The organism is Nodosilinea nodulosa PCC 7104 (assembly GCF_000309385.1).
GTDB classification, from domain to species: domain Bacteria; phylum Cyanobacteriota; class Cyanobacteriia; order Phormidesmidales; family Phormidesmidaceae; genus Nodosilinea; species Nodosilinea nodulosa.
In genome coordinates this window covers 71,113-91,639 of record NZ_JH976538.1, presented here as the reverse complement: position 1 = coordinate 91,639, position 20,527 = coordinate 71,113, and the positions used below count along the sequence as shown (strand labels likewise).

General features: G+C 54.0%; 18 protein-coding genes and 2 pseudogenes. 17 read left to right on the top strand and 3 right to left on the bottom strand.

Annotated elements, in window-relative coordinates:
• Positions 1–393: 393 nt before the first annotated feature.
• The 5 genes from LEPTO7104_RS38920 to LEPTO7104_RS0128730 all read left to right on the top strand — a co-directional run bounded on the left by LEPTO7104_RS38920 (position 394) and on the right by LEPTO7104_RS0128730 (position 2,201).
• The gene (locus LEPTO7104_RS38920; protein ID WP_071527428.1) at positions 394–660 is read left to right on the top strand and encodes a DUF4278 domain-containing protein; all 267 of its coding nucleotides are present in this window, start codon (positions 394–396) and stop codon (positions 658–660) included.
• Between the two features lie 45 nt (positions 661–705).
• Positions 706–1,218, top strand: coding sequence for a calcium-binding protein (locus tag LEPTO7104_RS43910; protein ID WP_422879861.1), 513 nt, complete (start codon positions 706–708; stop codon positions 1,216–1,218).
• Positions 1,130–1,408 (top strand): hypothetical protein, encoded by a 279-nt coding sequence (locus LEPTO7104_RS41965; RefSeq protein WP_026073176.1) that lies wholly within the window; start codon positions 1,130–1,132, stop codon positions 1,406–1,408. Before LEPTO7104_RS43910 ends, LEPTO7104_RS41965 begins: the two co-directional genes overlap by 89 nt.
• A gap of 68 nt (positions 1,409–1,476) precedes the next feature.
• Positions 1,477–1,947: a hypothetical protein gene (locus tag LEPTO7104_RS0128735; protein WP_225887116.1), complete on the top strand. Its 471-nt coding sequence runs from the start codon at positions 1,477–1,479 to the stop codon at positions 1,945–1,947.
• On the top strand, positions 1,944–2,201 hold the full coding sequence (locus tag LEPTO7104_RS0128730; protein ID WP_017302032.1) for a hypothetical protein: 258 nt from the start codon (positions 1,944–1,946) through the stop codon (positions 2,199–2,201). The genes LEPTO7104_RS0128735 and LEPTO7104_RS0128730 overlap by 4 nt, the downstream gene beginning before the upstream one ends.
• On the opposite strand, the pseudogene LEPTO7104_RS38905 reads toward LEPTO7104_RS0128730, so the two are convergent.
• Positions 2,198–2,925: pseudogene (locus LEPTO7104_RS38905) on the bottom strand (IS1 family transposase). The gene LEPTO7104_RS0128730 and the pseudogene LEPTO7104_RS38905 overlap by 4 nt on opposite strands.
• A 215-nt stretch (positions 2,926–3,140) precedes the next feature.
• Between LEPTO7104_RS38905 and LEPTO7104_RS0128720 the strand changes: the two are divergent.
• From LEPTO7104_RS0128720 to LEPTO7104_RS35840, 12 genes and pseudogenes are all read left to right on the top strand, one after another.
• Complete coding sequence (locus LEPTO7104_RS0128720) at positions 3,141–3,542, top strand: IS66 family transposase (RefSeq protein ID WP_017302031.1); 402 nt, start codon at positions 3,141–3,143, stop codon at positions 3,540–3,542.
• 114 nt (positions 3,543–3,656) lie between these two features.
• Positions 3,657–4,184 (top strand): lysozyme, encoded by a 528-nt coding sequence (locus LEPTO7104_RS37545; RefSeq protein ID WP_017302030.1) that lies wholly within the window; start codon positions 3,657–3,659, stop codon positions 4,182–4,184.
• A 66-nt stretch (positions 4,185–4,250) separates the two neighbouring features.
• Positions 4,251–5,471, top strand: coding sequence for an ISAs1 family transposase (locus LEPTO7104_RS0128710; RefSeq protein WP_017297687.1), 1,221 nt, complete (start codon positions 4,251–4,253; stop codon positions 5,469–5,471).
• A gap of 8 nt (positions 5,472–5,479) precedes the next feature.
• Positions 5,480–5,587, top strand: a pseudogene (locus LEPTO7104_RS43905) (glycoside hydrolase family protein); the annotation flags it as partial.
• Positions 5,588–5,590: 3 nt separating this feature from the next.
• The gene (locus LEPTO7104_RS39585) at positions 5,591–5,899 is read left to right on the top strand and encodes a peptidoglycan-binding domain-containing protein (protein ID WP_083887202.1); all 309 of its coding nucleotides are present in this window, start codon (positions 5,591–5,593) and stop codon (positions 5,897–5,899) included.
• Between the two features lie 31 nt (positions 5,900–5,930).
• A complete protein-coding gene (locus LEPTO7104_RS0128700) occupies positions 5,931–6,839 on the top strand; it encodes a peptidoglycan-binding protein (RefSeq protein ID WP_017302028.1) in 909 nt (302 codons plus the stop codon).
• Between the two features lie 136 nt (positions 6,840–6,975).
• On the top strand, positions 6,976–9,102 hold the full coding sequence (locus tag LEPTO7104_RS0128695) for a caspase family protein (RefSeq protein WP_017302027.1): 2,127 nt from the start codon (positions 6,976–6,978) through the stop codon (positions 9,100–9,102).
• Between the two features lie 238 nt (positions 9,103–9,340).
• Positions 9,341–9,508, top strand: a complete 168-nt coding sequence (locus LEPTO7104_RS40620) for a hypothetical protein (RefSeq protein WP_017302026.1) — start codon at positions 9,341–9,343, stop codon at positions 9,506–9,508.
• 207 nt (positions 9,509–9,715) lie between these two features.
• Complete coding sequence (locus tag LEPTO7104_RS37540) at positions 9,716–11,281, top strand: CHAT domain-containing protein (protein WP_017302025.1); 1,566 nt, start codon at positions 9,716–9,718, stop codon at positions 11,279–11,281.
• A 104-nt stretch (positions 11,282–11,385) separates the two neighbouring features.
• Entirely contained in the window at positions 11,386–13,014 is a 1,629-nt protein-coding gene (locus LEPTO7104_RS39580) for an SUMF1/EgtB/PvdO family nonheme iron enzyme (RefSeq protein WP_017302024.1), read from the top strand.
• A 183-nt stretch (positions 13,015–13,197) separates the two neighbouring features.
• Positions 13,198–14,559: a hypothetical protein gene (locus LEPTO7104_RS35845; RefSeq protein WP_017302023.1), complete on the top strand. Its 1,362-nt coding sequence runs from the start codon at positions 13,198–13,200 to the stop codon at positions 14,557–14,559.
• A 113-nt stretch (positions 14,560–14,672) separates the two neighbouring features.
• On the top strand, positions 14,673–19,238 hold the full coding sequence (locus LEPTO7104_RS35840; protein ID WP_017302022.1) for an nSTAND1 domain-containing NTPase: 4,566 nt from the start codon (positions 14,673–14,675) through the stop codon (positions 19,236–19,238).
• A gap of 429 nt (positions 19,239–19,667) precedes the next feature.
• Here LEPTO7104_RS35840 and LEPTO7104_RS0128665 read toward each other — a convergent pair whose 3' ends face one another.
• The gene (locus LEPTO7104_RS0128665; protein WP_017302021.1) at positions 19,668–20,153 is read right to left on the bottom strand and encodes a PIN domain-containing protein; all 486 of its coding nucleotides are present in this window, start codon (positions 20,151–20,153) and stop codon (positions 19,668–19,670) included.
• Positions 20,143–20,397 (bottom strand): UPF0175 family protein, encoded by a 255-nt coding sequence (locus tag LEPTO7104_RS0128660; protein WP_017302020.1) that lies wholly within the window; start codon positions 20,395–20,397, stop codon positions 20,143–20,145. The genes LEPTO7104_RS0128665 and LEPTO7104_RS0128660 overlap by 11 nt, the downstream gene beginning before the upstream one ends.
• Positions 20,398–20,527 lie beyond the last annotated feature (130 nt).

Here is a 20,527-nt window from a genome sequence, read left to right as displayed (position 1 = left end):
AACCGGGAATGGTGCTCTCGAACAATGGTGCTTCGATTGTGATGTTGCTCTCAGGCCAGAGTTAAGTGGCCAACTTAACTGGCCAACTGTCCTGGACGTTGCGGGCGGCCTCAAGCATAGTTGGTTTCTGGGGCACTGCGCTGTCTCAGCGGCCAAAAGTTTTGGCAGAGTGCCAAACCCAGAATGCGCTTACAAGGAGACCAATTGTGGTTAAAGAAATAGTGATTCCCTGCCTTTGACTGTCATTCCCGCCTACATGGGAATCCATCCAAGAGTGTGTTGCTTCCCATAGCCTACCGTTTTCACGAGAATGACAAGCATTAATCAGAAATTTTGATTCAAAAAAGACATCCGGTAGAGCAACATCTAACTAATTCAATAGGAGACTGACTCATGAGACTTACCTATCGAGGCAATTCTTACGAAACGACCATCCCAATGCAGACTGCTGCTTCTAATCAACTAAAAATCAAACTTACCTACCGAGGTAACTCATATGAATATATCCTTCCTCTCGCAACACCTGCAGCGATCGAATCGGTTTTAGAAACGGTGATTCTATGCTATCGAGGGAATGCTTACCAGCGTCAATTTTATCGTCCGAAACCCAGCCAAAACGTAGTCTTATCCAAATTTGATGGCGGCTCGATGGCGGCCTAAATGTAAGGTCAACCAAGTCATTTCCGCTTCTCATGGTTCTAAAGCATTCATCAATCACCATCGATTACAACTGACACGGACGCCTATTATGACATCACAAAGAAGAGCACTTTCTCCTACAGCGGAAACGAAGCCATCAGAGGTGAGGGTTCCATATACAGCGACTTCCAACGCTTTGGGAATGGCAACGACACTCTCTATGGCAACGATGGCAATGACGTTCTGGATCCCAATTTTGGTAACGACATAATAGACTGTGTCAAGGGCAACGATTCTCTCAATGGCGGCGCTGGCGACAGCTCTTTATATGGGAGTTACGGCGCAGACCTCCTTGATGGCGGCAACGGTAATGATTACATCTATGATTTCGTCATCAGCGGTGGTGGCGAAATTGACCAAAAAAACGACACCATTCATGGCGGCGCTGGTAACGACAGAATTTATAGCTATTACGGATTCGATGTAGTCTATGGTGGCGACGACAACGATTTCATTGACATTGGTAACGGCTCTGCTCGCGGGGGTACCGGCAATGACAATCAGCGTTCATTTTTTTAATCGAGACACAGTATTAAATGATGGAGTCGATGGAACCCTAAATCTTTTCTTAAACACCTCTCTGGGTCGCATTACGGACCACGGAATCAAACGATTTCGCCATGTTGGTGAGTGGATTATCCTGGGCCAGGATGATATTACCGTGACCTTCAAAGCTGACTGCTATTACGAGTTTGAAGGGAAGCAATAGTATGGCTACCGGAGACCAAGGAAATGTCTAGCGTTGAGCTAATTCGACTGGGGAGTCTGGCGGCGATTATGGCGGGCATTCTGCGCGGCGTGACCTCATTTTTGCCGACTACCCTGCTGGATAACGCGATCGCGCCCCTTTACCTTCTAATCGATATTTTTATCCTATTTGGCCTCCTGAGCCTGTATGGATTTCAGCATCAAAAATCGGGAGCCTGGGGATCTTTTGGGTTCCTTCTAGCCGTAATCGGCCTCATGCTAATTCGAACTGGCGAAATGGCAGGCATTGCGCTGTACCCGCTTGGGGCTTCAATGTTTACCATCGGCCTCAGCGCGTTTGCCGTGGGTACTTGGCGGGCGGGTCAGTTACCTAAATGGATTTCGGTTTGCTGGCTGCTGTCTACAATTCTCGGGTTTATGGGCTACTTTATACCAAATTTGAGTGCTCTATTCGTCCTATCTGGCGTCCTCTTTGGGGTTGGATTTGCTGGGGCCGGTGTTCAGATCATCACTGATAGATATTTCAAGGAGACACTATGACCCGAAAACACTTCACCTATTCCATAGTTTTGTTTGCCCTGGCGAGTGGCTGTGGCAGCACACCTCCTACCGTTGGCAAAGCCACAGACTTCACCCAGGTCTGTGACCCCAGCAACGAAGGCGAGCGGGTAGCGGTTGAAGATTACCTAAAGCTGCCCGATCAAATCCCCGTCGATGAAACGCTCGTTATGCTGCTTGAGATCCGCCCGTCGCAGGATGTAGATGCCATAGAAAATAAGGCGTTGCTGAATTAAGGGATGAACCTGACAGGGACTGGAACATCATCGAACTTGAGGTAGTGAAGTAATAATCGAACAGAGTGAGCCAGCATTTCTACGGACTTGGAATAGCACAGTGTTTTGCGGTGCAGTCGAGCTAGATAGTGGCGTAACCGAGTGTTTTCGCCTTCTCCCAAGGGGAGACGCTGCGCGAACGACCCGAGTCATGTAGGTTTTGGAGACAATCTGATCGCCTTCTGGAATGAAGCCGGGATACACTGACCAGCCATTGGTGACATAGAAATAGCAGTTCCAGGCCGCAACGATGGACCAGAGTGGGGCAAAGGTTTCAGCACTATGGTCACCCAGTACCCAGCCCAAAATCCCTTTTTTGAAGTGGTCAACGGCTGTCCACAGCCAAATCTTGTTTTTTTTGGCCGACAAAGGTTTCCAATTCGTCGAGTTCGCCGACCTCTGGCGTTGTTTCAGGGTCGTATGCGTCGGGGAGTTGTTTGCCGACTTGCTTCACCCAAAGGATCACCGTCGTATGATGCACCCCTTTGACCCGCTCAATGGCTCGAAATCCGAGACCGTTGGTGTACAGTTTGAGACACTCACGCCTGACCTCGTCTGAGTACCCTCGGTGAGAGTCGTAAGCATCGATAAACTGACGACCGCAGGCTACGCAGATGTGGTTTTGCTTATCTTTCCTCTTGCCATTTTTACGGATATGAGTGGCTCCACACTCCGGACATTGCATCGCAGATTCCCCTAATTCATCTTTCAATTATGCAACGCCGTACAGACAACCTGTCCCGGCTTAAGTTGATACCCCTTTATTAGCGGAGGGACTCGGTAATAACCGCGATCGCAACCAGGCAGCCCAAGAATACTAGAGCGCGGGGTAGCAGGTATCAAGTGCGAGATGGCACCCTGACTCGCGAGGCCTTCCGCTAGGCGGTTCAGCCATTCCAGGTGGAGGTCAACCGATGGCTTCAAGAGGCCACAAGCTACGACATTGGAGCCCAGGGAAAGACCCCACTGGCCAAAACGGTGCGCACCTGCAGACAACTCCTGGTTATTGAGTTGGACATGTGGATGGTTGTCGAGATCATGGGAGTGGAACCCACCAATAACGTCGCAGAGCGTGCATTGCGTCCCGCTGTGATCTGGCGTCGCATCAGTTTTGGTGCTCAATCTCAAACGGGGAGTGAGTTTGTTGCTCGCAGGTTAACCGTGGTCACCTCACTGCAAATGCAACAGCGGGATGTGTTGGACTTCTTGACCCAAGCTATTCATGCAGAACGGTTTGGGCATGAGCACCCTGACCTACTGCCTCAAACCCCAGCAGAAGAGGAAACCCCTTTGGCTGCGTAACTCCCTGAATCTTTACAACCAGAGAATGTTCTAACTATAAAAATATGAAGAACTGAAATCCTAGCCTTGGGCCCATGAGAGTATCTAAGCTAGTCATCAGGAGATGATAAAAAAATGGTCAGAACACTTGAACTGTACGCCGACGGTAGTTTGTATGAATATGAAGATGACCAAGCAGTAAAATTAATAGAAACCCAGGGACAGATTAATTTACTCATTGAGGCTCTGCAATTTAGCCTCGCTGAAATGTTTACGATCGCCCCCGGAGACAAACAACCCCCTGATGTTGTAACACGGCGAGGTGGGCGTCATATAAATACCCAGGGATTGACGTTGCTAAAGGCGTTTGAAGGCTGTGAGTTAAAAGCCTACGATGACGGCAGTGGTGTTTGGACCATTGGCTATGGTCACATCAAAGGTGTCACCCCCGGCATGACGATTAGCCAAGCACAGGCCGATCAGTTTTTAGTAGAAGATTTAGAAAAATTTGAGGATCACGTAGAAGCTGCGGTTAAGACCAGTGTAAGTGATGACCAGTTTTCGGCTTTGGTGTGCTTCTGTTTTAACGTAGGGCCTGGGAAAAACGGGTTTGGCGACTCTACTTTGCTGAAGCTATTAAACCAGGGTGATTACCCAGGGTAAGCGCAAGAAAAATAGGTCTGTGACATGCTAGGGGCATGCTATCACTGCGACCCTTAGCGAGTCCCCATGAGCCAAGGCTTTGCTCCCAATGAAGAGACGGCTAAAGCCGGTCAGACCAAGCCACCCTTGAGCGCGGCTACCGATGCTAACTCCATTCAGCAGCAGTGGGAATCACACTTTGCTGAACTAGAAGACCCGCGTGGCAGTCAAGGGGTAGAGCACCCGTTCTTGAGCATTGTGATGATCGCGATTCTGGCCGTCATCGGCGGCGCGACGGGGTGGGAGGACATCGAAACCTATGCCGAGAGTCACGAGGCGTGGCTGAGTACCCTGTTCTCGATACCGAACGGCGTGCCCCATGCCGACACCTATCGTCGTTTGTTCGAGCGGATGGCCCCTGAAGCCCTAGAGCGTTGCTTTCTGGGCTGGGTGAAGCAGATCGTTGAGAGCAGTGGAGCCCAAGTGATTCCCATCGATGGCAAGACGATTAAAGGCTCCTATGACCGCAACGCCAAGCAGTCTGCGCTCCACGTCGTCAGCGCCTGGGCCAGCGAGCATCGGCTGTTGTTAGGGCAAGTCAAAGTTGCCTCCAAGAGCAACGAGATCACCGCCATTCCTGCGTTGCTGAAACTTCTCGATATCAGCGGCTGCATCATCACCCTCGATGCCATGGGCACCCAGAAGGAAATTGCTCGTGAGATCGTTGGGCACGGGGCCGACTATGTCCTCTGTCTCAAGGCCAATCACCCCACCCTGTGGGCCGAGGTCACGGCCTGGTTTGAGCAGGCTGAAGCCGGTAACTTTACCGCTCTAGAGCACAGTTATGACGCTCGGGTGGAGTCGGGCCATCATCGGCGGGAGCATCGGCAGGTGTGGGCTGTACCCATCGCCGCCATGGGAGACCTACACCAAATCGAGCAATGGGTGGGCCTCAAAACCATCGTCTTCGTGAAGCGAGTCCGACATCTCTGGAACAAGATCACCCGAGAGACGATGGTTTATCTCACGTCATTGCCCTGTGATGCCGCCATGGCTGGCCGGGCGATTCGCACCCATTGGGGTATCGAAAATCAACTCCATTGGGTGCTCGATGTCACCTGGGGCGAGGATAAGTCTCGCATCAGGCGGGGCCACGGTGGCGAGAATATGGCGCTCCTGAGGCGCTTGGCCATCAGTGTGCTGAACCAAGAAACCTCAAAAAAACGAAGTCTTAAGCAGAAGGCAAAGCGAGCCTCAATGAGTCCTGACTACATGCTCACTGTCCTTGCTGCAGGGCTCGCAACCTAGCACAATGTATCGATAGTTTTCTTGCGCTTACCCTGGGTGATTACCCAGGCGCTGCCCAACAGTTCCCTCGCTGGAATAAAGTAAATCGTAAACCCTGGCTGGGGCTCACCCGTCGTCGTTTGGCTGAGCAAGCTTTATTTAATGGCCAACCTTGGGAGCCATTGTGCAACTATGACGGCCCCGTAGATGTTTTTGAAGCTTCCGCAGCCCAGCGTTCCCTAAAACTAACCGATCCAATTATGCAGGGCGATGATGTGAAGCGCCTGCAAGTAGCTTTAATTAAGCAGGGCTTTGATCTTGGCCCAGCCGGGGCCGATGGTTTTTTGGGCAAGGCCACTGACGACGCTGTGCGTAGTGTGCAGCAGCAAAAGGGGCTCACTGTTGATGGTGTCGCCGGAAGCAACACCCTGAAAGCTCTAGGTTTGTAAGTTGATTTTTGAAATTATCCAGAGGTGAAACATGAGCGAGTTAACTGAAGATACAAATCTGACAGGGCAATCAGAAATAGAATTCTGTGAAGAGATTAATGACTTTGAAGACAATGCACCAGCCCCGCGAGGTTTTGCTGGCCTGTTAAAGGATGCTCCCCAAGGGAGTACGGCAGTCGCCAATGGATTGTCTCAACAGCTAATTTATCAAATCAACTTGATTACGCCTAACGCTTTAGTGAGTTTCGATGATCTAAATGTGGAATTGGGCAATGCCGCCTATCCTTTTGTTCCTCCAGAAGGTAAGGAAGGACTGCGGAAAGCGATTGAGGCTCGCGGGACCAAACTGGTGGTGAATTCGGCCTATAGAACGATCGCCCAGCAGTTTCTTTTGTATAACTGGCGGGGTAACAATAGCAACCCTGTCGCTAAGCCCGGTACAAGCAATCACCAGAGTGGTTTGGCGCTGGATATTAACGATCGCTCGGGCTGGCTTCAGTTTTTGCAACCCCAGGGTTGGCAGCCGCTGGCGGGTGACCCGCCCCATGTTGATTACAAAGGGGGCGGGGCTAAAGACCTGCGGCAAGCCACCATACTGGCCTTTCAAGTGCTGTGGAATAAGAATAACCCCAACGACAAGCTCACCGAAGATGGCGCTTACGGCAACGAAACTGGCAAGCGCCTGGGTATGTCACCGGCTGTGGGTTTTGAGAAAGCGCCCTGGGATGACCAGCCTAGACTCTTACGTCTTAGCCGTCCTCGGATGGAGGGATCTGATGTGGCCAAACTTCAGGAGATGTTAAAGGCCGCAGGCATTGATGTTGGCGTGGATGGTGAATTTGGGCCGGGCACCGATAAAGCCGTCAAAGCGTTTCAAGCGCAGAAGAGTCTGGTTGCGGATGGCATTGTCGGGCCAAGTACGTTAGCTGCAATGGCCTAGCTTCAGGCGCAAAGTAGCGAATCGCTGAAAATACGGTGCTGCTCAAACGGTCGTTACTCAAGGATCAACATCCTCGATCTGTTTTGAAGCGGCACCGTTCTAAATGCGTCAGGAAAGGGACACCAAGGAAGGATTTATGTCAGACCAAATACCTGTTATCTATGCCCTGCTGATTGGAATTGACTCCTATAAACCCAATCGACTCTATAAAAATCTTAAGGGAGCAGTGCGCGACATTAATCTGGTGGAGACCTTTCTAACAGAGACGTTAAAGGTTCCAGTAGAGCAAATCCGCAAGTTGATATCTCCCAATCAGGAGGACACGGCGCTGCAATTGGTGAGTTCAGATCAAGACCAGGAACCCACCTACGAGAATATTGTTAATGCCTTTAAGGTGCTAACAGAAGTCGTTCAGCCGGGAGAGCAGGTCTATATCCACTACTCTGGGCATGGCGGACGGGCGACAACGGTTTACCCCTTCAAGCAGGAGCCGAACGATGAAGGGATTGTGCCCATGGATATTGGCGATTCGGCAGAGGGGCGCTATCTGCGCGACGTTGAGATGACGACGCTGCTCAAGCGCATGACCGATAAGGGCATCATTGTGACCATGGTGCTCGACAGCTGCCATTCGGGTGGGTCAACTCGCGGGGATGCCGAAATCCGTAGTGCGGGGCAGACCGATGTGGCACAGCGAACATCGGAAAGTCTAGTCGCTGACCCCAAGGAGCTGGAGCAAAACTGGCTAGACGTGACCCGCAATAGTGCCGTAGGTGCAGGGGGCTTACCGCAAGCCAGAGACTATGTGTTGTTGGCGGCTTGTCGCCCCAACGAGTACGCCTACGAATATGCCGTAAACGGCGGGTCAGAACGCCACGGTGCCTTGACCTACTGGATGATTGATACGCTCACCAGCGTGGCCACCAGCGGCCAACCGCTGACCTACAAGCTGCTGCACGATCGCATTAATGCCCAGGTGCAAAGCAAGTTTGCTCAGCAAATTCCCATGATTGTGGGCGAGAGCGATCGCCTGGTGTTTGGCAGCGATCGCTGGTCTACCCCGTTTACTGTCGCGGTGATTAAAGTCACTTCAGAGACAGAGATCACGATCAATGCCGGGCAGGCTCAGGGCCTCAGCAAGGGGACTCGGTTCTCGATCTATCCCCTCAGCACCACAGACTTTACCGATCGGGCAAAGCAGGTGGCGATCGCTGAACTGACCCAGGTGGATGCCTCTGAATCTACGGCTAGAATCTTGACGCCAGAAGCGGGTGGCATTCCAGTAAACGGTACCCTAGAGCCCGGTGCCCCGGCCATTATGATATCGGCCCCAGTGGACCTGATTCAGCGGGTGCGCTTCTTTGCCGAAAAGGTTGCAGGCGATCAAGAGAATGACCTGCCGTCTTCCCTGGTGGAGCAGCAAACTGAGGCCTTAGACCGGGTTCGACAAGCGCTCGCCAGCAATGGCTGGGTGGTGGAAGTGCAAGAGGGCGAATCTGCCACCTACCAGGTGGCGCTTGATCGCGAGGGTAACTACGAGATCTGCCAGAACGGCATGCCAATTCCCAACCTGCGGCCGCTGCTAGCCTTTACCGAGGCAACGGCCCCCAAACAGGTGGTCGATCGCTTAGTGCATCTGGCCAAGTATCAAGCAGTGCAAAGTTTGGATAACTCCAGTTCTAAGCTGGCCCCGTTGCTCACCGTTGAGCTTGTTAAGGACGATGACTCAGCCTTTGATGACCCGCAAAATCCGGTGATTCAGGCGGGGGATATTATCTGTCTGCGTTTAACCAATAAAGGCACCCAACCGCTCAAAGTGGCTGTGCTGGATATTGAGCCGACCTGGGCGGTTTCACAAATACCCTTGGGCGGGCTGGAGTCACCCTTCTTTAACCTGGATGCCGGGGCCACTGAAGAGGTCAAACTGGCGATGAGTTTGCCGGATGATGACGCTTATCACCAGGCGAAGGAAACACTGAAGGTGTTTGCGGTGCAGAAGGGGCTGGCGGATTTTCGCTGGTTGACGCTGCCCGCGCTGGATGAACCGCCTGCAACCAGGGGAGCAGCGTTAGAGGAGTCTTTGGGAGGTGAAGCGACCCGCAGCCTGGGAGAACCCGAAGGCATTAACCCACTGAATAACCTGATGAAGATGATCGGGGCCGATCTGGTTAATGCGCCCAATGTGACGCGGGCGGCAACGATGGTGGTTGACCCCAAGCAGGATTGGGTAACGAAACAGGTTCAGATTCTTATAGAGCGGTGATGGAATGTAATACCAAATCCGAATCGGTTACCCCCGATTCCACACAGGTGGATCGCGTAGGGGCAAACGGTGTTTGCCCAGCCCAATCGGGGGTAGCCAGGGAGGATTCAGTATAATACCGCATCCTATTTGGTTACACCCGGTTTATAGAGGCATTGCAGTCCGCCAACGCGCAGCAATGCATCGCGAGGAGGCCATCCTACATTCCACTTGCTCACCAGATATAGCCAAGACGGCGATGCGATCGCGCCTTGGGGCCGGGCGGCTCAACCGCATGGGCCAAATCTTGCCCAGGCAGGGCAACATTCAAAACCCTGGGGCGGCCTACGAGTCGGGCCAGGGCGCTCTAGCTCAGAACAGGAGCCAGCTCTGGGCTGCTTTTGGCGTAGACGGTGCCGAAGTTTGAAGCTTAGCTACATTCATCACGATGGCAACGGCCATGCCTGAAACTAGAACACAGGGGAGAAAGCATAGGGAATAGGCTCCATAGCCGCTGTAGTTAGACTCCAATGGGTGTGAATTGTATGCCTCTGAATTTCCTCTAGCCTTAGCCTATTTTCTCACTGGTCAGCCCGCCCGCAGGTCATGAGTTCTTGCAGTTGACAAAACTCCCATGAAAATCCTCATCCTGGCGTCGAACCCGCGCAAAGACCTCAACCTCGATCGCGAAATTCGAGATCTGAAGGAGGTGGTTGAGAAATCGCGCAGCGGGCAGGAGTTTGAGGTAGAAGATGCCTTGGCCGTGCGGGTAGAAGATTTGCAGGGCCTGTTGCTCAAGCACAGTCCCCAGATTGTGCACTTTTGTGGCCATGGCAGTGGTCAGCAGGGGTTGGTCTTTGAGGGCAGTGATGGGGATGAGCAGTGGGTGCGCACGGAGGCCCTATCTGATCTCTTCAGGCTGCTTGCTAACCAGGTGAACTGCGTGCTGCTCAATGCCTGCTACTCCGAAGAGCAGGCCAATGCCATCGTCAACCACATCGGCTATGTGATTGGCATGAACCAGGCGATTAGAGACGACGCTGCGATCGCATTCTCCAAGGGGTTTTACCAGGCCCTAGGCTACAACTGCACCATCGAACAAGCCTTTGAATTTGGCTGCAACGCCATTCAGCTAGAGCTTTCTGGCAGTTCTCAGACGCGATCGGCAACCGCGACCTCACTACGAAAGGCTGAGATCCTCAATCAAGCCCAAGATATAACCATTCCAGAACATCTCAAACCGATTTTAAGAATTAATCCGGTTAAGTCAGCGGCGAAAGTGAAAAGTTCTGAGACCAGCCTATCCCAGGCAGAGCGGAAGAGAATAGAGCTTGAAATTCGGGCATCTCTGGCCAAAGCAGAGACACCATCCGCTGACAAAGCCAAAAGCAGGGGCACAATCGCCCTGATATGTGCTGGGCTACTGTTGTTGACGGCCTCAATAATTGGCATAAATCGGCTTCCCTTTATTGTCGGGGAACTAAAAACTCCACCTAACCAAACTACGCCAATTGATAGCAATACTGCCAGAGATGAGGCGAGTAAAATAGCCGATGAGGCCGAAAAGATGATGGCTTCGTCTGAGCTAAATACTGACATTCTGGAGCAGATTATTCAAAAATGGAATCAAGCCATCTCTAAATTAGAAACAGTTTCGCCTAGCCCTGAAGACAATGAATTAGTTGATTACAAAAATTATTTAGCTTATTCTCAAGCATTGCACAAAGGTTACCAAGCGGCGGAGCTTTCCCAGGAATCGGCAGGAGACTACAACTCCTTATCTACGTGGGAGAGAGTGCAAGGCCTTTGGCAGGAAGCGATCGCCCTGCTTAAAACAATATCGGAGAATGACACCACTCTATTTAAACAGGCGCAATATAAAATTGACGAGTACGAAACCAATAAGAATACAGCCGCGCTGATGGCTAGCAGAGCGTCTTTCAGACAGGCGGTTGATATCGCCAATTGTTTAACCGACTATAAGAAAACGGTGCAGACGAAAGCCTGCCACAATGAAGACCCAGCGGAGGCAAACTCCCATGATGCTTGGCTCAGTATTGCTTCACTTTGGCTTAGAGCAGCTGATTTAATGAAAGAAACTCCTCAAAGCTGTACCTGCTATCAGCTAGCCCAAGAAAAACGAGTTGAATATAGCAATTACTACAATCATGCCTTGAAGCAAGCCGACAAATTTTTGTAGTCATTGTAAAATGCGATGAAGTGCCAAGAAATTTAGCTTTACGATCGGTGGATAATTGACCATGGCCCACCACATTACCCAAGCCCACAATTAGCGACTCCTCTATGAAGATCCTCATCCTGGCGTCTAACCCGCGCAACGACCTCAACCTCGATCGCGAGATACGAGACTTGAAAGAGGTGATCGAGAAGTCGCGCAACCGTCAGGACTTTGACGTAGAAGATGCTTTGGCAGTGCGTGTCGGAGATCTGCAAGACCTGTTTTTGAGGCACCAGCCGCAGATTGTGCATTTTTGTGGCCATGGCAGTGGCCGGGAAGGGCTGGTCTTTGAAGGCAGTGACGGCAGCGAACAGTGGGTGCGTACAGAGGCCCTGTCTGGTTTGTTCAGGCTGTTTTCTAATGACGTGGGCTGTGTGCTGCTCAATGCCTGCTATTCCGAAGCGCAGGCCGACGCTATTGTCGAACACATTGACTATGTGATTGGCATGAACCAGGAGATTCGCGATGATGCCGCGATCGCCTTTGCTAAGGGGTTTTATCGCGGTCTGGGCTACGAATGCTCGATAGAGCGATCGTTTGAGCTGGGCAAAAACGTCATTCAGCTCGAAATTTCGGGCAGCTCTAAGGTGCGCTCGGCGGTGGGGGATGCGGCACGAAAAGCTGAGGTGGTTGACGCCATTAACCAGACCCCGCTTTTAGAACACCTGAAGCCCATTCTCAAGATCAAAAAGACTCTGACATCGAGCTTGGCGGGCAATAGCGCTGCGCCTGACCAATCTCTAGCTGAAGAAGCCCGCCGGACGATTTTATTAGAAATTGATAAGTCTCTTGAGGTAGAGAAGACGGCGATTCTCACCCAGTCTTTTTCTTTTAAGGTTGCGGCGGTAGCTGTAACGGAAGGGCTCTCTTCTGATGCATCAAGCCTTGAGATTAGCTACCGGGATGGCAAGGCAGACTATCTCTGGGAGAAACTGGAGGAGGGTATAGGTTTAGCGGTGGTGGCGATACCGGGCGGCATCTTCACTATGGGCTCGCCCAGTCATGAGAAAGAACGACATGATAGTGAAGGCCCACAGCACCTGGTTAAGGTTCGCCCTTTTTACATGGGCAAATATGCCATTACCCAGGAGCAGTGGTTTACCGTAGCGCACTTGCCAAAGGTCAAGCTCGATTTGAACCCTGACCCTTCTCACTTCAAGGGCGTTAACCGCCCTGTTGAGCAGGTCTCTTGGCATGAAGCGACAGAGTTTTGCGATCGCCTGTCTCGAAAAACGGGCCGACAATATCGGTTACCCAGCGAAGCCGAGTGGGAATATGCCTGCCGGGCTGGGACGACGACCCCGTTTTATGTTGGTGAGACAATTACGGCTGATCTGGCAAATTACGATGGCAACTGCACCTACGGCGCTGGTTTTAAAGGCAAGTACCGAGAGCAGACAACCGATGTAGGCAGTTTTGCCCCCAACGGGTTTGGCCTCTACGACATGCACGGCAATGTAGAAGAGTGGTGCCAAGATCACCGACATGGCAGTTACCAAGGTGCCCCCGCTGACGGTAGTGCTTGGATAGATCAAGATACCGTCGAGGATGTAGAACACTGCGTACGCGGCGGTTCTTGGTTTGGTGAACCAGTGGTTTGCCGCTCTGCCCATCGTAGCAGCGACGATCCGCACGAATCCGCCAGCTTCATTGGTATTCGAGTAGTTTGTGTTGCAATCAAGGCTTTTGCATAGCTCTTTCCCTTTCTTCCACTCTTTCTCTTTACACTTCTTTGCATTTATTGTTTTTCGCGCTCGGTGCAACCAAATTTTTTGCCCCAATTAGGGGTAGTCAAAAAGCAGCTTATTTTTGCCGATCCATAATTCGATAAGCTGACTAAATCTACCGAGTCAGTCAGTCATCAGGGGAGAGCTTCAATGAAACGGGTTTTGGTCATTGCTCTCGTTTCTCTACTGTTCACCCAGGGCATCGCCTGGGCACAAACCGCTGCCGACGACGCCCCTGAGCCAGAGACTACAACGCTGACGGCACCTCCCCCCGTGACCTTTGAAGGTGACACTCAAGCCCCCATCATTCCCCTCAAGGGCACCGAGCAGATTCAGCTGCGGTTGGTCAACTGTAGCTGGGCCTTAGACTGCTTTTTGGCCCAGCGCCTCTTGCCCGCCAGCGCCCACCTCAACCAGCTTGAGCTTAGGTTTGACAACCCCACCACCGCCCCGGCCACTATCCTCAACACCGCCGTGGTGGTGCAGGGCAATCTGACCCAATATCCCCTGTCCAGCCAGGCCCTGGCCCTGCCAAACGAAACCATCACCCTGCCGCCCCAGGCCATTTCCTCAATTCCCCTCACCCTCGATCGCTCGGCCATGCCCCCAGAGCAATATGTGGGAGCCATTTACCTCACCCAGGCCGCCCAGAGCAACCGCCTGGTGCTGCCCATCAACCTGAGCGTGCGCAGCGGGCCGCTGTTGCCGATAGTGATCATTCTCCTGGGGGTGCTGCTGGGGCGCTTGGTTAAGTACATGCAAGAAGTCGGTGGCCCCCAGGCCGAAATTCGCGAAAAAGTGTACCGCCTCGAAGCCGACATTAAAGCGCTCTCGCCGGGCGATCGCCAAATCTTGCGGCCCATGGTGGCCGAGACCCGCAAGCTCGTCTACCGTCAGCAGCTCGAAGCCGCCGATGCCCAGGTGACGCTGATTCAGAGTCGGTTAGCGGTGCTTAAGCAGCTGCGGGTGATTGAAGACCAGCTCTACGACCAGCAAAAGCAGGGAGATGTGATCCCGCCTGAAGCCTGGGAGAGCCTGCAAAAAGCCCGCAACCTGCTGGCCCAGGGCAAAGATGACGAAGCCACGACCGTCGTGGCTTCAATGCTGCAATCGGCCAGTGCCCAAAGCCGAGGCAGTGCAGACCCCGCCGCTGAGCAAATGGGCAAGACCCTGCTCGACGCCGCGGTTAACCTCGACAAGAGTGCCCGCAACGCGATCGCCGAAGCCGAAACCCCGCCACCCCTGACCAAGCTTGAGCGAGTTCAGCAGTTTTTTGTAGCGCTGGTGGGGCTGTCTGACCAAGCCAGGGCTGAAGCCACCTACTGGTTTGTGCGGCCGCTGCTTTACCTGGTGCTATTAATTGGGCTCACCATCGTCGGGCTTAACACCCTCTACATTGAGCAGGGCGAATTTTTTGGCGCGCGCCCCATGGCTGACTATCTGGTGCTTCTGCTGTGGGGGCTGAGTGCCGATGTCGCCAGCCGCAGCCTCACCAGTCTTCAAGGCCAGTAAGCGGGGATACCTCTAGCGCCATGGCTTCCCTGTAGACGCTTTGACCGCTCAGTAGTTGCCCAGTAACCTGCCTTAGATCTCCCTAGATGCCAACCCTCTAGCCTTAATGCCCGATGAAAAGTGCAGACTTTACGCTCAATCTGGCCATCATCATTGGCATTAACAATTACCAGGATGGTATTCCTGCCCTGGGGACAGCGCGGCAGGATGCGGAGGCGATCGCAAAAACCTTAGAGCAGGACCATCACTACCAAGTCCACCTGATTACGGATAGCGACGCCACCCGAGAAAATATCAAGCGATGGCTGGAAACCGACCTGCCAGCGGCCATGCAAGGGGTTGACTCCAGTCGCTTAATTTTTTACTTTGCGGGGCACGGCGTTGCCCTCAACGGCGACGATGGCCCGGCAGGCTACCTGATCCCCCAAAATGGTCGCCTGGGCGATGTCAACACCTATCTGCCCATGACGCGGGTCTACGAAGCCCTGATTCAACTGCCCTGTCGCCACTTTTTGGGGGTTTTAGACTGCTGCTTTGCCGGTGCTTTTTGCTGGTCGAGCACCCGCAAGCTGGTGCCCATTGAACTCAGCACTATCCACAAAGAACGGTTCGATCGCTTTATTCACGATCCGGCCTGGCAAATCATTACCTCAGCGGCCCACGATCAGACCGCATCCGATGCCTTTGACCTCAAGGACGATCGCGGCCAAACTGGCCACCATTCGCCCTTTGCGGCAGCGTTGATCGACGCGCTCCAGGGCAAGGCCGATGCCTATCCTCCGGCGGATCTAGATCGACCCGCTGGCGATGGGGTGATGACGGCCACCGAACTCTACATGTATCTGCGCGATCGCGTCGAGGTGGCGACTGAGGCCCGTTCCATCCGGCAAACCCCTGGAATTTATCCCCTCAAAAAACACGACAAGGGAGAGTATATCTTCTTGACCCCAGGGAATCCGCTGAATCTGCCCCTGGCCCCGCCGCTGGATGTCTCTAGCAACCCCTATCGGGGCCTGTCATCCTTTAATGAAGATGACAAAGACCTGTTTTTTGGTCGAACCGTCCTGACCGGACAGCTTGCTGAGTTTGTTAAAGCCCATGCCCTTACGGTGGTCTTAGGCGCGTCTGGTTCGGGTAAGTCGAGCCTGGTCAAGGCCGGATTGCTGCCCAAGCTGCGGCGGGATCAGTCCTGGTACCTCTTACCTCCCTTTCGGCCCGGTGAGTCGCCCTTTAAAGCCTTAAATAAGACATTGGCTGCGGTCTTTCAGCCCGTGAGCCCGACAGCCTCAGACGAAGGGGCCGACCCGGCAGCGGCTCCCAGCGAATCGGCGGTGGCCCTGCCAACCCCCACCCAGGGTCTGGCCGATTGGTTTGAGGAGTATCCCCAAAGTCATCTATTGGTGGTCGTCGATCAGTTTGAGGAACTGATCACCTTGTGCCGAGATAGTCGGGAGCGACAGCAGTTCTTAGACTTGGCTGCAGAGGTGATCAACCGCTATCCTGACCGGCTTCATCTGGTGTTAACGCTGCGCTCTGACTTTGAGCCGCAGTTTCGCACCACGGCCCTAGAGCCCATCTGGCAAGCGGCTCGATTCATTGTGCCACCGATGTCGCGGGAAGAGCTCCAGGAGGCGATCGAAGCCCCCGCCTCGGCCCGGGTGATGTATTTTGCCCCCCACGAGCTGGTCGATCAGCTGATCGATGAAGTGGCCAATATGCCGGGAGCGTTACCCCTGCTTTCCTTTGTTCTCAGTGAGCTCTATCTAAACTATCTCAGACGCCAGGATAAAGCTCGGGAGCAGGGAGAAACCCTGGATCGCGCCATCACTCAGTCTGACTATGAGGAACTGGGGGGCGTGACGCGATCGCTCACCCAGCGAGCTGAGAAAGAATACAACGCCCTCGTACAGGAAGACCCGGCCTACGAATACACGATTCGCAATGTCATGGTGCGGATGCTGTCGGTGGAGGGAGAACTGACCCGCAGGCGCGTGCCGCTGACAGAGCTGACCTACCCAGAACCCGAGAATGGCCGCATTCAGACGGTGATCGAGCGCTTTGAAGCCGCTCGCCTGTTGACATCGGGCACAGATATCGAAGGTCAACCCTATCAAGAACCGGCCCACGATGCCCTCGTACAGGGCTGGACGCGTCTACTGGCATGGAAGCAGCAGCATCTTGGCGTGCTGCTTTTACAACGAGAGCTGACTTCAGATGTTGAAAAATGGCAATCCAGCAGTCAAAAAAAACAGGACTTTGGCCTGCTTTGGCACGAAGATCCTCGACTGCCGACGGCACTACAGTTGTCCTGCGGCAAAGTCTTCACAGAAACCTGGCGCGATCTATTCCAATGGTGGTTTGGCTATCGTCGCTGGCAGGCTCAACCCCACGACTATTGGCTGAACAGGTTGGAAGTCGATTTTCTCTGGCACAGCTTTGATCAGAAGTTTAAACGGTTTGGGAAAAGCGTTAGCACGATTACCGGGGTGTTCATGGTCCTGACTGGAATCACGGGCTTTGCTTGGCAACGCGCCTCCATCGCCGATTTGCGGGCGGAGGCAGCCAAGGTACTGAACTGGCTACCCACAACCAATGCAGCGGAGGCCCTGGTGCTGGCGATTGACACCACCCACCGCAGTCGTCTGTTTTCATCCCTAGAGATGACAACCCAGTCTAGTCTCCTCAGCGCCGTGCAGGTGGCTCAGGAAGTCAACCGCCTCCAGGGCCATGGAGATGCTGTCTATGCCGTAGCCTTTAGCCCTGATGGTCAGCAGATCGTCAGCGGCAGTGCCGACAAAACTATACAGCTATGGAATGCCCAGACCGGAGAACCCATTGGTGAACCCCTCCGGGGCCATGGGGATGAAATCTATGCCTTAGCCTTTAGCCCCGATGGCCAGCGCATCGTCAGCGGCAGTGCCGACAAAACCCTACAGCTGTGGAATGCCCAGACCGGAGAACCCATCGGTGAACCCCTGCAAGGCCACGGGGATGCTGTCAGGTCGGTAGCCTTTAGCTCCGATGGCCAGCGCATCGTCAGCGGCAGTGCCGACAAAACCCTACGGCTGTGGAATGCCCAGACCGGGGAACCCATCGGTGAACCCCTCCGGGGCCATGGGGCGGCGGTTTGGTCGGTGGCGTTTAGCCCTGATGGCCAGCGCATCGTCAGCGGCAGTGCCGACAAAACTATACGGCTATGGAATGCCCAGACCGGGGAACCCATCGGTGAACCCCTCCGGGGCCATGAGGCGGATGTGAGTGCCGTTGCCTTTAGCCCCAATGGCCAGCAGATTGTCAGCGGCAGCGGAGATACCACCGTGCGACTGTGGAATGCCCAGACCGGGGAACCCATTGGCCAACCGATGCAGGGCCACGAAGTTGTCGTCAGCACGGTAGCGTTTAGCCCCGATGGTCAGCGCATCGTCAGCGGCAGCTGGGACAAAACCGTGATGCTGTGGGATGTCCAAACCGAAAAACCGATTGGCCAACCGCTGCGGGGCCATGGGGCACCCGTTACTGCCGTCATGTTTAGTCCCAATGGTGAGCGCATCGTCAGCAGCAGTGTAGATAAAACCGTGCGGCTGTGGGAGGCCCAGACGGGGCAACCGATCCATCAACTGCTGCCCGGCCATCGGGCGGCGGTCAATGCGGTGGCCTTTAGCCCGGCAACCGCCACGACTGTGAACGGCTTAGACCAACGGATTGTCAGTGCCAGTGATGACGGCGTGATCCAGATCTGGAATGCCCAGACGGGGCAGCCCATTGGCCAACCAATACAGGGCCATGATGCTCCCATCAGGGCGGTAGCATTTAGCCCTGATGGTCAACGCATTGTCAGCGGCAGTGACGACAAAACCCTACGCCTGTGGGACGCTCAGACTGGAGAAGCGATCGGTCAACCCCTGCAAGGCCACGGGGCGGCAGTCAATGCGGTAGCCTTTAGCCCCAACGGTCAACGCATTGTCAGCGGCAGTGACGATCAAACCCTGCGACTGTGGGATGCTCAGACTGGACAAGCGATCGGTCAACCCCTGCGAGGCCATCGGGCATCCGTTAATGCGGTGGCCTTTAGCCCCGATGGCCTCCGGATCGTCAGCGGCAGCGCAGACAGGACCGTGCAACTGTGGAATGCCCAGACGGGGCAACCAGTTGGTGAACCCTGGCAAGGTCACGGGGCACCCGTTAATGCGGTGGCCTTTAGCCCCGCCTCAAGGCTATTCAGCCAGCGCATCGTCAGTGGCAGTGATGACCGAACGGTAAGCATCTGGGATGCTGAGACAGGGCATCTCATTGGCCAAGTGATTGACCATGGAGCCCCGGTCAGGTCAGTCGCGTTTAGTCCCGACGGGCTCCGGATCGTCAGTGGCGGCGATGACTGGGCCATGCGGCTATGGGATACCCAGGCCAGTCAACCAATTGGCAGGCCACTACAAGGGTCTAGGGGAAAGGTCAATGCGGTGGCCTTCAGCCCTGATGGCGATCGCATCGTTAGCGGTAGTGCCGACAACATGGTGCGGCTGTGGGATGCATCTCCTCATACCTGGTTCGCATCAGGCTGTAACCGACTACAGCATCACCCGTTACTCACTCAGCCAGAAACCGTCATCACTGATCCAGATTTTCTTAAAGCCGCCCACCGAGCCAAAGCAGCCTGCCAGCGGCGAGTTTGGCAACCATAGCTCTCGTCCAGCGGTTTTCCTATCCGCTGGTCAAATCCTAGCAGCGATTTGGATATGGTCGTCAACGGCCACTTCCCCGGTAAAGCTCTCAGCGGGCTATTGCCCCTACCCGTCAGCAGGGCGAAACCCATGGTATGCAAGGAAGTAGAGGCAGACGAATGATGAACTCAAGTGATTCGACCAAAGAGCGCATTATCCGGTTCACCGTTTCAAACGGTATGCGTAGGTTCAGTGTCCCCTTTTCAATCCTTGAGGGGGGTTGGGGCCGCTTTACTGCGACACATTCCACCTGACCCATGTCATTTCAATCCCTAAGAGGGCTTCAGCTTGGTTGAGGCCTTCCAACGGTGGCTGAATATCTCGCATAATCCCCGCTTCAATCCCTGAGAGGGATTGGGGTCGGTTGGAGCACGATCGCCATATCGGGTATCAGGCTTCCCCGGCTTGTTGTTTGAATAGGTTAACGACATCCTCGGATAACCAAAGTCCTGCATCCTTTAATTGTTGTAGCCGATCGCCCACAGATGTGATCAAGCCGCGCCGTTTTGCCAGCACGATCGCACCGCCCGTCCCCAGGGTGGCAATGCCTAGAGCGCGGGCACAGCGTCTGGCGGCGGTGTTGTCAACCATGGCGCGATAGGCGGGGTTAGCCAAGACAAAGCTGAGCACAGCGGATTCTCCAGCGCCCAAATTCCAGGCGAGGATCGCTGGATCGATTGGTACTGCGGTTTGGTTATACCAGGTTACGGTTGGCAGTTGGGTGGCGGCTGCATCAGTCTTGACGGCGGTGATTTCGTCATAGACAGACTGGGGAACAACCATGTGCTCGAAGAGTTGGGGTAGCAACTCAGCCTGACCACTCTTGAACAGAACGATTAGGGGGGAGGCATTGATGACGACTTGCCTAATCGGCATCGGCCAGTTCCTCGGTTAGTTCGGTGGCGGTGTATTGGAGTACGGAGACGCGATAGCGGGTGAGGGTGTTGATGAAGTCGGCGCGATGGAGGCCCGCAATTTCGGCGGCTTTTTCTTGGGAGATTTTGCCCAGTTCATACCATTTGACGGCGGCGGCGATCCGCATTTCTTGAACGAATTCTTGGGGGGCTTTGCGGAGGGAAGAAAAGATGGTGTCTGGGAGTTCGATGTGGATAGTTTGCATGGTGGTGGGCTGGTGGGGGTGGTTTTAGCTTAAAGCAGTTCGTCTTGGGTGAGGGTGTTGTCCCTGGGCGACTTCTTCGGCGTAGCGGTGGTGATTGAGGGCGAGGAGGCGATCGAGCACTGCTTTGCCT